At 39.3% G+C, this 12,729-nt stretch carries 11 protein-coding genes; 8 read left to right on the top strand and 3 right to left on the bottom strand.

Features of this window, described 5'->3' with window-relative positions:
- Window positions 1-290 precede the first annotated feature (290 nt).
- On the top strand, window positions 291-1,769 hold the full coding sequence (locus tag LV83_RS16500) for a Fic family protein (RefSeq protein ID WP_111612664.1): 1,479 nt from the start codon (window positions 291-293) through the stop codon (window positions 1,767-1,769).
- Window positions 1,770-1,917: 148 nt separating this feature from the next.
- Here LV83_RS16500 and LV83_RS16495 read toward each other — a convergent pair whose 3' ends face one another.
- A complete protein-coding gene (locus tag LV83_RS16495; RefSeq protein WP_111612663.1) occupies window positions 1,918-2,217 on the bottom strand; it encodes a DUF3892 domain-containing protein in 300 nt (99 codons plus the stop codon).
- Window positions 2,218-2,667: 450 nt separating this feature from the next.
- Window positions 2,668-3,189, bottom strand: a complete 522-nt coding sequence (locus LV83_RS16490) for a VOC family protein (RefSeq protein ID WP_111612662.1) — start codon at window positions 3,187-3,189, stop codon at window positions 2,668-2,670.
- Between the two features lie 163 nt (window positions 3,190-3,352).
- Here LV83_RS16490 and LV83_RS21810 point away from each other — a divergent pair, with 163 nt between their 5' ends.
- From LV83_RS21810 to LV83_RS16460, 6 genes are all read left to right on the top strand, one after another.
- Window positions 3,353-3,712, top strand: coding sequence for an ATP-binding protein (locus LV83_RS21810; protein WP_111612661.1), 360 nt, complete (start codon window positions 3,353-3,355; stop codon window positions 3,710-3,712).
- A 3-nt stretch (window positions 3,713-3,715) separates the two neighbouring features.
- On the top strand, window positions 3,716-3,931 hold the full coding sequence (locus tag LV83_RS16480) for a winged helix-turn-helix transcriptional regulator (protein ID WP_111612660.1): 216 nt from the start codon (window positions 3,716-3,718) through the stop codon (window positions 3,929-3,931).
- Between the two features lie 302 nt (window positions 3,932-4,233).
- Window positions 4,234-4,719 (top strand): hypothetical protein, encoded by a 486-nt coding sequence (locus LV83_RS16475; protein WP_111612659.1) that lies wholly within the window; start codon window positions 4,234-4,236, stop codon window positions 4,717-4,719.
- 27 nt (window positions 4,720-4,746) lie between these two features.
- Window positions 4,747-5,136 (top strand): hypothetical protein, encoded by a 390-nt coding sequence (locus LV83_RS16470; RefSeq protein ID WP_111612658.1) that lies wholly within the window; start codon window positions 4,747-4,749, stop codon window positions 5,134-5,136.
- Window positions 5,137-6,163: 1,027 nt separating this feature from the next.
- Window positions 6,164-8,980, top strand: coding sequence for an outer membrane beta-barrel family protein (locus tag LV83_RS16465; RefSeq protein ID WP_111612697.1), 2,817 nt, complete (start codon window positions 6,164-6,166; stop codon window positions 8,978-8,980).
- 28 nt (window positions 8,981-9,008) lie between these two features.
- The gene (locus LV83_RS16460) at window positions 9,009-9,752 is read left to right on the top strand and encodes a GLPGLI family protein (protein WP_111612657.1); all 744 of its coding nucleotides are present in this window, start codon (window positions 9,009-9,011) and stop codon (window positions 9,750-9,752) included.
- A gap of 734 nt (window positions 9,753-10,486) precedes the next feature.
- Here the strand turns inward: LV83_RS16460 and LV83_RS16455 are convergent.
- A complete protein-coding gene (locus LV83_RS16455; RefSeq protein ID WP_111612656.1) occupies window positions 10,487-11,203 on the bottom strand; it encodes an outer membrane protein assembly factor BamB family protein in 717 nt (238 codons plus the stop codon).
- Window positions 11,204-11,786: 583 nt separating this feature from the next.
- On the opposite strand from LV83_RS16455, the gene LV83_RS16445 reads away from it, so the two are divergent.
- Window positions 11,787-12,725 (top strand): NAD-dependent epimerase/dehydratase family protein, encoded by a 939-nt coding sequence (locus tag LV83_RS16445; RefSeq protein WP_111612654.1) that lies wholly within the window; start codon window positions 11,787-11,789, stop codon window positions 12,723-12,725.
- Window positions 12,726-12,729: the final 4 nt, after the last annotated feature.

Here is a 12,729-nt window from a genome sequence, read left to right as displayed (position 1 = left end):
GTCTAAACTCAGCATTTAAAAATGAAGAAATTGAACATTTGATGTACCTGCTGAAGTGTGTACTATGGAAGCCTTTAGGACGTAAAATTCAATTCTGTAAATTATTTTTTAATAGAAAATATTGTCAATACTGAGGCTTATAATAGAAAATATTTATCTTTTTCGATTTTCAGAGCACTTGTAATGGAAAATATTTGCGAAAAATGACTTCCACTATCATAGAAAATATTTGTAGAAATATCATTCAAAATAGAAATTATTTGTCATATTGATCTTGAATCTGCTTTATAATGGAAAAAAATATACCAATCCACTTACAGGAAATTATATATAGTTCCTCTGACCCAACTATCTCCAGGTATGTTTCAAAACTGGAAAAAGAAGGAGCAATTCGAAAGATAGCGCCTAGACTATATTCGGCTAATTTCGACGATAGTCCGGCAGCTATCATAAGAAGAAACCTGTTTTCTGTTCTTGGAAAATTATATCCAGGAGCGGTGTTAAGCCATCGTTCTGCGCTGGAATTTAAACCTACGAAAGCCGATCAGATATTCCTGACATATAAATACACCAGAAAAATTGAACTTCCGGGCATAATGATCCACTTTTTGAAAGGCAATGGGCCAATAGAAGGAGATAACCCATTATCTGGGGAGTTATATGCTTCCCAACGCGAACGGGCATTTTTGGAGAACCTGCAAGTCTCAAGAAAGCCGGGTCCAGATTCAAAAACGCTAACATTTCCTGAAATCGAAGATCGTCTGGAACAAATTATAAGAGTAAACGGAGAACAGGAGCTGAATAAAGTAAGAGACCGGGCTAGTATCATAGCCAAGGAATTAAATATGGAACCCGAGTTTGATAAACTGAACAAGATAATCAGTGCACTACTCACCACGCATCCATCTACTATAATAAAATCTCCAATAGCTGCCGCACGGGCATTTGGTAATCCTTATGATCCTGCCAGGATTAGTTTATTCGAAATGCTGTTTCAGGAATTGACTCAACAGGAATTCAAATTCAGGGAAGAGCAAAACGTAAGTAACAAGTCTTACCGGAGTTTTGCATTTTTTGAAAGTTATTTTTCTAATTACATCGAGGGTACCGTGTTTGAAGTGGCGGAGGCAAAGCAGATTATCCAGACCCAACAACCACTGGTAAAGAGAAATGAAGATTCGCATGACGTTTTGGGCACCTATAAGATTGTCTCAAATAAGAGTGAAATGAGTACAACCCCCAACTCTCCGGAAGAATTGCTTACCATATTGAGTTACAGACACCAGCTATTGTTGTCAGCTAGGGTAGATAAGAATCCCGGAAATTTTAAACATATAAATAATTATGCAGGTCAAACTGAATTTGTTGATGCTTCACTTGTGAGGGGAACACTTATTAAAAGTTTTGAATTTTACCAAGCACTCAAGCACCCATTTGCGAAAGCAGCCTATATTATGTTCGTTGTAAGCGAGATTCATCCGTTTTTGGATGGAAACGGCCGTGTGGCCAGGGTAATGATGAATGCTGAGCTGACAAAAGCGATGCAATCCAAAATAATAGTACCTACTGTGTATAGGGAGGATTATTTGGGATCCTTAAGAAAATTAACCAGGCAAAGTGATCCTAAACCATACATTAGAATGCTTACCCGTACCCATGAATTCAGCGCCACAATAGTAAGCGAGGACATGGACAAAATGCAGGCATTGTTGGAACAAAGCAATGCCTTTTTGGAACATACGGAGGGTAAATTGAGGATTATTGGCTAAGTGTAAAGTAGCTATAGTAACTAAATCCAATTGATGTTAAAGTGTATCCATTCGGACATCACTTGCGGCACTAGGCTTCTTCCGTTTTCTGTCTTCCCTGCGGTTCAGCAAGAAAATACGGCTATTGGCATTATTTAGGATAATCAGATTAAAGAATTTCCTCTGAATTAATTTCTGGCAGGTCTTCCAACAGGTTATGGAGGTATCCGTCTCCCTGGGCGATCAATACCGGGGGTTGATTTTCTTCTTGCCTGATCCGCACCGGGATTTCATTGTTGTTGGCCAAAATAAACAGCTCCCACTGCCCGGACCGGATTCCTTCTATGGCTTCTTTGGTGCTGATCGCCCATCGCTGACCGGTATTGTTTACTCCCCCGATCTTCAGGATCTTGATAGCTTCCTTGCTTTTTTTGTCCTTTTCTATAAAATGGACGGTTAATTTTCTCATGCGTCTCTACTTCTCTGCTGCAAATATGTAAAATACTCCCCAAGTTGTCCTCCCCAGTTTACCTTAAACCATATTTCTCTGAGGCGGAAAACACCCATCAAACTTGTATTAAGCACTATTCCCTCACAGATTTCAGCTTGACTCCTTTTTCTAACAGTATTCTCAGGATCATCTCAGCATCTTTATCCAAATCCTGTTCCATCAGAAGACAAATGGATTTTAATAGGCGATGATCTCCTTTCCCTAACTTTTATGAAAAAGAACCAGCTTTTGTAGGCAGCCTACTTAAATCACACCATCAGGAATTGGTAAATCCTGATTTTTTTATTGTTGATGTAAGGATAACAATGGCGGTAACGCTGCGGTCTATAAGGCCCTTTTTCCTATATTGTAAAGGATTTGCACATCACTTGAGCCACTAATAATGACTATATGGTTATAGTTGTGACTTTATTCCAATGGCCCTATCAATTCAATAAAGATACCATCTGGATCCTGTACCAAAACAAAATGTAAATTTTCATTTAATGGCGTTGGTGTACTTCCCAATAATTTCACCCCTTTTTCTTTTAATCGTTTGATCACGGGGTTTAGCGCTTTTACATTGATGGTGATGTACTGAACGCCCGTTCCATCTTGGATATATTCCGGTTTAGTTTCAGTTTGTTCATTGCCAAAGCTCATTAGCTTCCATTCATTTGCATTTGGGCTATTCTCTAATTTCAGGACACTTACCTCGACGGCCACACCATTTGAAAGGCCCGAACGTTTGGAAAACTCTTCGTTGATGGTGAAGTTATATGCCTTGACCATACCGATTCCATCCATGTAGAAATCTAAGGAACGATCTAGGTCAGATACCACCACACCCGAGCCTATTAAATTACTGCTGAAATTAGACTGGGAGTGGGCAGTATAAGTAATCATCATTCCAGCGACAATACCAAAAATTTTTAATAGGGGATTTTTCATAAATTTTTAATGCAATAGGTTGAACAATTGTTATTTCGTCCAATTTAGCAAAAAAAGAGTTTTGAAGATTGAGTCTACTTAGTCTACGAAGGAGATATAGATAGAGTTAAGCAGCTTAAAATCCCGAAAGAGATTGAGTTTAAATAAAAAAGACACTAAATAAATTGAGCTTTATATTAGGTGTGAAATTGAAGGAGTAGGGCCAAGAAAGGAAATTTGGGAGATTCCCGAAACGGCTCTGAAAGAAGCTATCCTTAATGCAATCTCACACCGAGACTATTACGACAAGGAGGCGAAAATAACCGTTGAGCTTTTTAAAGACCGTGTGGAGGTCAGTGATCCGGGTGGATTGAGCAGTGCTATTTCTTTAGTTGGTTTTGGTACCAAAAGCCACAGCAGAAATCCCTTGATTTTTGGTTTGTTTCTCCGTATTCATATGGTGGAACAGGTGGGCTCCGGGATTGACCGGATTAGGGATTTGATGAAAAAAGCCAATCTTCCTGAACCTGTATTTAAGACTTAAGGGATGTTTTCAGTAGTTCTCCATAGGACTGTGGAAGAAACTGTGGAGATAATACTGAATGCTATGAAATCAAACCCTAAGATAACATCTATAGAGTTACAAGAAAGGAAAGGACTGACAAGGAGAGGCGTTGAATATCAGATAAGCAAACTGAAAAAGGAGAAGAAAATAATGCGTGTTGGATCTACAAAAGCCGGAGAATGGAAAGTTTTGAATTAAAAGTATAATTCGGCTTTGGGTTAAAATAGTAGTTTTCATTTGTTCCTTTAATTTATTTCTCTTTAATTAATGATGTAAAGTAATTTAGGTTTTTATTGTTCTGTTGGGTTTTTTATTGGTATTGAATTTCACTGCATCCAAATCTCAATAGGCGCATTTCAAACCACTTCTTTCAGTTTATATTTTTAAAGCTAATACCGATGAGCACATATCTAGAGATTATTCAGTTTGTATTGATTTGCTTGATAGTTTTTCTTCTAGTTTATTTTCTGTATCATAAACAAAGGAAAACCCATCTTAAGATGAAGGGTGATCATCTATACTCTGCAATGGCCAACCTTTTAAAACTCTATCCGCTTTCCCACGAAATGTATAAAATACCGGATCTCGACTTTGGTAATGAAGGCAAGGATGATATTTCCAATGAGGGGAAGCTTTTGGTAATTCAGCATACGCTTAAGCGCCAACAACTGGTCAGTACAATGCTTGATTTGAGAAACAGTATAAGGACTGACTTGGAGGATTCCGGAGAAAGGGAATTTCGGGAAGCATACAATGATTTAGAGAATGTGTATTCCGACCTTGATTCTGTCTATGGTAAGTTTCTAAAATACTTACAGACAGACTACAATCCCAGCAAATTAAAGAAGATGTACCAAATCATACCTAAAGGTTTTGCAGATGAAAATAATTTGATCACTGATGGTGTAAACGATATTTTCTTTGGAATGATAGAAAAACTACGTCAGTCAGGTTTTGACCTTCAACTAAAGATTGTTGACAAGTAGATGGATTGGTAACTAAAAAAAAGATTAATGAAACCTGTATGGGAAACTCTAAACCCGAAATTGTTCAAGCCCTATGATGAGGTATGGAGCGTAGAAGATCATCAAAGATATCAGCTGATTCTTGATTATCCCGTGGGAAAAATAATTAAGCTGCTACACAGCTCCTATAATAGACTGTTTAATTCTGAAGGTTTGTTTAATCCATATCTGAGCAAAGATAAAATTGAGAATATTAAAGACAGGTGGACGGTTGATTTACCTATTGATCCGCCACTTCTTTTTTGGGATTATTCTACAAAAAGCACTATGATTGAAAATGGGATCCATCGGATAGATTATGCCATAGAATTACGCACTACCCACCTCCCTATTTTAATCCCAAGAATCGATTATGCAATATTCTGTTTGATGAAGTAATTGAAAAATATCAACAAAAGAATTGTCAGATAAGAATTCCTTATAACTGCGAGAAATTTCGCTATATACACTGATGGGATCCTATTACGGATTAAAAATGGGTGTTTGGGAGCAATGTCAACTCTCAACAACTGAGTTGAGTGATAATTCTTTATAACAAATCCAATATCTAACAAATGGAGGATATTCCAGCGCATTGCCTCTCCCGAATATCGGGATTGACCACTCTGACGATAGCTTTGGTTGTTAGCCTCTATTTTCTTTAGCTTATAAGCTAATTCTGCTGGCAGACTAGAAAACACCGCATTTCCTTCACATTTTCCCGCATTTGAAATTTCAACCTTTATTGGATTGGAAGCCGTAGGAGGGTGCTGGAATTCTTTAGCGATGACTCTGGGTAATTATACCAGACAATTGCTGTATAGCAGTTACCAAAGGCAGGAAATATTCGCCTGTTCTGAGCGAGAGCTATGATACTTTAGCCGGGCATTACAACACTACAATTTTTCCTGTAAGACCAGGTCACCCTAGAGAAAAATTCACCTATTAACAGGAGTCATTTGTTACTTTTTTACCTGAAATATTTTCACAGCAACTAAGCTTAATAACAATATTTAACAAATTAGTTTCTTGCCATTATTTAAATTATCACTAAACTAGCAGTAGTAAAATAATAGAAACTAGAATACTAATTAAGTATTTGCTGATTTTTTATTACATGGCACTACTTGATTGAAGGAATTTTTGATTTGTTTAAAAAGATAACTATTCGAAGGATAGCGAAGTGAAGGGGATATATACAAGTAAAATTTGAGGCTCAATAGTACTATTTAAGAAGGTCGTTAAAGCGTGCATACAGTAAAAGTCACTCTTCTTCAACTTTTTTAGCTGGATTGAAAAGCAATTCAATTATTGCTGAGCCTATCATCTCATACTACCAATTCAACATATGAAGATGAATTGGTAGGGATTAATGGGATAGTTTTTAGTCATGGAAATGATTGTTAAAAATATAAAACTGAAAAAAATGAAATTCCTCATTTCATGCCTTCTCCTGGCTGCCATCACTTTTGCCTCCCATGCCCAATCCAAACTTACTATTCGGGGTGTGGTGAAAGACACCACTGATACTCCGCTAGATTACACCTCAGTGTTACTTCTTAGCCCAAAAGACTCGGCTTTGGTGGCATATACGCTGACTAATAAAGAAGGAGAGTACCAATTTAAAAACGTAGATAGGCAACCGCTGCTCGTCAAAGCCACCTATATGGGCTACCTTCCTGTCCAAAAAGAACTTGTTCTGCCCGAAACAGGGGACTTGGAAGTGGAAGAGATTCAGTTGATGCCCATCTTACAGGAACTTTACGAGGTGGTGGTGAAGGCTGCCAAAGCACCTTTGATTATGCGGGGAGACACAATAGAGTACGATGCTAGTAAATTCAAAGTACCGCCTGGAGCAACCCTGGAAGAATTGCTCCGCAAGCTACCGGGGATAGAGATTGACAAGGATGGAAATATAGTTGCTCAAGGGCAACAAGTGCAAAAGGTAACAATAGATGGAAGGCGTTTTTTTGGAGGAAACACCAAAATGGCCACGCAAAACCTGAATGCAGAGTCAATAAGCAAGCTTCAGCTATACGATGACAAGTCAGAACAGTCCAAGCTCACAGGTGTGGAAGATGGAGTGAAGGAAAAAACGTTAAACGTTGAACTGAAGGAGGAAGCAAAAAAGGGAGGTTTTGGCAAGCTTTCAGCGGCAGGGGGTACAGACGGAAGATGGACTACAAATGCCTCTTTCAATAAATTTGACAAAGTAAACCAATTTTCGGTGATCGGATATGGCAATAATGTCAACCAATCAGGTCTGAGCTGGGATGACTTGCAGGAGTTTAGAGGGAGCAGTGCTTTCCAATTTGGAGACACTGGGGACTTTGGTTTTAATGGAAGCGGTGGGATGAATATTATTTCGATTTCAGGTGGGGATAATGGAGAATCCTTCGAAATCCCCTTCAACAACCTCAACTCCGGCTACTCCAACAACCAAGCCATTGGCATCAATTATAATTACCTGAAGGACAAGAAGGATTTCAGTAGCAACTACTTCTATAGCCGCAGTGATCAAACGGTAGAGAGCTTTAACAGCAGGACAAACTTCTTACAGGACAATTCCTCCTTCACTTCCACTGACCAAAGCTTACAAAATAACATGGCAGGTCACCATCGGGTAAACCTTCGTTTTCAAAACGAATTAGACAGCGCCAACACCATCACCATTAATGCAAAGGGAAGGCTAAGTTCACTCACTACATCATTGTTCAGCCATCAGGAGCTGATTCGAAGTAGCACCGAGCAAAGTCAAATGGATCGGGACAACCAATCGGATAGATGGTCAGGAGCCTTTCAGGGAACAGCACTCTATAGGCATAAATTCAAAAAGAACGGACGAAACTTTGCTGCCAGCATCAGTGACACTTGGAGCAAGGCAGACCAGGAGGGCACACAAAAATCCGTGGTAGATCTGATGAACTCAACAGACCCAAATACCTATTTCCGAAACTTGGATCAATTAAACCAGGCACTGAATGGCTCTAACCTAATCAAATCAAGTTTACTCTTTGTTGAGCCTATCAAAAAAATATTTTTCTGGGAGACTTTCTACAATTTCAGCCAGTCAAAGAGCGAAACAAACCGACAAGTATACGATGTGGAATCAAGTGACACCCAAGAACTAAATCCAGACCTCAGTCGATTTTTTGACAACACAATTACTTACAACAGGTTTGGCTCCAGCATCCGATATGCTAACAAAGGCTCTAACTTAAGCTTGGGTTTAGCCGCCTCCAATTACCGGTTGAATGGACAGTTTTCAGTGGTAGAAGATAGTGAGATATTAGGCCGAGTGGATAAGAGTTATCTCAATCTCACTCCTAATGTGTCTTACTTTAAAACAATGAAAGGCAACAAGCGTATCAACGCAAGCTATGCAATGGCCGTCACTCCCCCAAATATCGCGGATTTGCAGCCATTCAAGGACATATCAAATCCATTGTATATACGTGAAGGAAATCCTGATCTGGAGCCCCAGGTATCCCATTCTTTCAATACAGGATATAGTATGTATGATCCTGCCACATTTATAAGTTTGCAGTTTTCATTCAATTCAACATTCTATCAGAATCAAGTCGTTCAAAATCAAACCATAGACCCCGAAACCTTTGTTACGACTTACAAGGCAGGAAATGTTTCAGGCGGACAGCGTTATTACCCCTATTTAAGTTTTGGTTTTCCCATCGTAAAAACCAAGGCCACCGCGTTCTTATCTGCAAATCCATCCTATTCAAAAAGCCTTTCCCTCATCAACTCCATAGAGACAGAGACCGAGACTTTAAGCCATAACTTTGGGCTAAACTTAAACTTGACCCCTTTAGAATGGCTCAGCCTATATACAGGGTCATCGTTTCGTCTGAGCAAAACCAAATACGAACAAAACCCCTCCCAAAACCAGGATATCATAAATTGGAGTGCTTATAGTAATATGAACATAAAATTTCCCAAAGATTTTTACTTAGACGTGAAATTCAACTACAACCGATACGAAAACGAAAGTTTTGGATTTGATCAGAAAGTCCCTATCCTAAATGCATTTGTCTATAAATTACTCGGCAAGGCTAAAAAATGGGAAGTCAGACTATCCGCTTACGACATCTTTAAGCAAAATCAAACCATCAGCCAGTATGCAGGCCAAAACTACGTTTCCACAGGAAGGATTGAAACGCTATCAAGATATTTCCTACTTGGAGTGACCTACAATATGCGGGGAGTAGAAGTGAAAAATAGAAGATAGTTTAAACTAGCAGCCAACCTTAATAACCATGAAATTAAAATATCTTATAATCCTTGCGCTAATTCTGATTTCCACAGGACTTAGAGCCCAAAATATAGTTGGTGAGGTAGAATACAGATACCGCATTTTCTATGATAAAATCTATTCCAACCTACCCCACATTACTCAACAGGAAAAGGATAGAATTCTACTAACTTGGAGTAACCCTGAAGGTTATAGTACCCGGATGAAACTCCAGTTTTGGCCAGAAAAAAGTATCTACACTTTCGGGGAACCTTATGAGGTAAGCAGTTACTCTTGGCAAGTGCAAGACTATTTTATTGAAAATAATTTAGAAGATCAGACCTATCTTAAATACATGGATCAAATGGGTAAAACTTACATCGTTCGTGACAGCCTAAATAGTCCAAAATGGAGGGTTATGAACGAAATACGAGATATTCTCGGACACATGTGTATGAAAGCCGTGGCTGAAGACAGCATTAAAGGCCAAAAGATCACTGCTTGGTTCGCCTCTGATATTCCAGTTTCAGTCGGTCCTGAAGAGCAATTCGGGCTTCCGGGTTTGATTTTGGCCTACGACATCAACGACGGCATGCTTATCGTGGAGGCCGAGAAAATCACTTTTGGGGAACCGGAGGAAATCATTACTCTGCCAAAAAAAATGAAAGGGAAGGAGGTTTCGGGTATTAAATATCAAGAACTAGTCAGTGAGTTTATCCAGACTTCTATGGAAAGGAAGCAAGCTTGGATGTGGGGCATTCGCTATTGAGAAGGTTGAAAAAGTACAAAGGCGAAAAGTAGGAAATTGGATGGTGGAATTCTGATCTGTGCCACAATATGACCCGAGTAAAGGAACTCACGCTGATCCATAATAAACTAATTTAGCCAAATCCAAAGACCAATGGCAGTGATGCGCCCTAGACGCAATCGGATAAGTAGGAATTCGGGAAGAGGGTTGAGGTGAGGAAGGGGACCAAATTTAAATTGGTAAGGATTGGAGGGTAGGACATGGCGTTAATTAGTCTTCCTCTGGAAGACTTTAGACTTGAGCCAGGGAGCACGAGCAGCAAATCCCACCCAGTCAAAATGACGAATTGACCACAGCCAGGCGTGGCTCGAGCTAGACGGGGTACATTATTTTCTGAAGATTCAGTATTCGGAAAAGTGGTATTTATAATTGTGGTTCTACCACGAATTTAATGGAAGTCCGGTAAGAAAATCTACCTCCTTGCTGAATAACGCTTAAAGGAGCCTAATATTCAGTCTTAAAATGCTCTTGGCCTTTTCTCCATTGATATTTAAGGCTAACAAGAACCATGTTTTCCACTAACTTAAGGGTAGAACCCCAAAATATATATTACCATTTTTCTCTGTTACCATGGATGGTATATGTTCATAGCAAAAGGCTGCGTCCATTTTCCAAGCAATCGGTAAGTATTCCTTGCTGGTGGCATAAGGCACAATTTCATCATTCATGGTTTTGCCATTGATCCAATTTTTGTCTTAAGAAATACCAAATGATTCTCGGACAGTTGCCTCATTGCTCCGCCATAATTCTTTGCCAGAATGAATATCAAGTGCAGTTGGATAGCGGTCTGGAGCAACAATGGATACAATACCGTTGTCTGTCACTGGAATGTACATGACCGTGGAGTAGATTCGGTTTGGGGAACCGTTATTCCAAGCCCATTTCAATAGCCCTGTATTCTGATCAAGCGCATAGAGGTTTTTGTCCCAAGCCCCAAAAATTACGAATCCCTCTGATAGCAGAGGCTTGCTTACTACCACTCGCTGAAGTCCTTCAAATTCCCAATTGACTTCACCAATCGATGCAGATAAAGCTCTGAATTTGCCATCGCTTCCTCCTATATGTACTGAATCACCTTCAATGATAGGTGATCCCAGTACGGCAGCTCCAGTTGTTACTTTCCATTCTAAATCTCCATTTTCAGTGTTTAAAGCATAAATATTACCATGTCCATATCTGAAAATGACTAAGCCATCCATTGCAGTAGTAGAGTAAAAGATACCTGCAGAAGTTTGGTAAGGCCAGTTTACTTGGCTAGTTCCTGCATCCAATGCTTCGAATTTCCTTATACTTTTCCAAAAAAAGACGTGATCGTCTTTCACTAATGGAGTTGAAATTACATTGGCGGAAGAATGATAACTCCATCCAAATACTTTTCTGCTGCTGCCAAGAAGAAAAATATATCCTGTCAATTGCTTCTAATGTATATGGATCTGCTGTAAAAGTAACCCTCCGCCACCCAAGCCCTTTCTACAAGCTATCAGGCATTTGATATGCTATTAAGCCATTTGGGTCAATTTTGTGCCAATCAGAATCTTAAAAATTTGGGTGGCCCACTCCAAATTATATCCAAGTTGATAGTGCCAAGCTTCTTTGAATTTTAACTCCAGTAACCCTTTCTAAAATTGGCTGTTATCCAAATTTGGATTTTGGCCATAGGAATCTAACGTCTCAGAAAAGAAGAATAGGAAGGCGGATAAACAGCTGAAAAAACATCTAGAAATTTTGAACTTAAGTGGCGTTTGGAGGCTAACCCGCATCTTCCAAACATAATTGTATTTGTCGAGATAGTCAGTTTCTCACGGCTTTTTAGCATTCGATAATTATAAACTAGTGGTAAAGTGAAGTTTTATAGTGAACCATTTTTCTGCCAATCCTTCCTCCGAAAAGTATTCCCTTGCATTTGGACATGTTTTGGTACAGTTTGTCCAAAGCTTGGGACTTTGAAACATTGGTTTTACTACTTTATCCAATATAAAACTAAGCCAGGAAGTCATGAAAAAAGTAGGTATCATCGGGGGTTCAGGCTTTATTGGAAGCTACAACACCCAAAAGTTCTTAAATGAAGGATACCAGGTAAAAGTATCTACCACAGACCTTTCCAAAAAGGAAAAGTATGAACATTTGCTCAGCCTCAAAAATGCTGGGAATCTGGAAATCGCTCAATTGGATGTGGAAAACAAAGAGGAGCTTTTGGATTTTCTGAAAGACTGTAACATAGTGATCCACGGAGGAACACCATTTCAATTGGATGTGAAAGACCTCCAGAAAGAGCTGTTTGACCCGACCATCAAGGGAACGGAAAACTTTCTAGAAGCAGTTCTTAAGACTCCCGGGATTGAGAAAGTCGTGTTCATTGCTTCCGTAGCTGCTTTTAACACCAACTTTCCATTTTTACCTGCTGGAAAAGCAGAAGGTGAGCAAATCACTGAAAATGATGCGCCATTTATGAGCGAAGAAGGCATTCCCTATGCCCAAGCTAAGTTTATAGCCAATCAGGCGGTTAATAAATTCATCGCCGACAACTCTGATTTAAGTTTTGAAATCACATCCGTTTCACCGGTGGGAGTGATGGGCAAATCTTTATCAAACAGACAGGATTCCACTTCTACGGGAATACAATTTCTGTTTAAAAATAAAATTGCTCCCAACCCCTTCATACAAATGATCTATGACGTGGATGTTTTATGGGCATTGGTAGATGTAGAAGATGTTGCCGAAGCGATTTACAAAGCGACTACAACCAAAAACATCCATGGAAAAAACTATCTCTTGTCAGGGGAAAGTTACAGGGTATCGGATGTGACATTGATGCTCAACAATCAACCTCCTGCAGGTACCCCTGAAATCGTCTATAGTTCTGTTTTGGCAATAAAGGATTTGGGAATAGCATTTAAGCCTGTCAGCAATCCTTTGAATAACTATTCCTCCTAAGAAA

This window comes from Algoriphagus yeomjeoni (genome assembly GCF_003259505.1).
GTDB classification, from domain to species: Bacteria; Bacteroidota; Bacteroidia; order Cytophagales; family Cyclobacteriaceae; genus Algoriphagus; species Algoriphagus yeomjeoni.
Note: the sequence above shows the minus strand (reverse complement) of the source record. Positions and strands in the feature narration are given on the sequence as shown.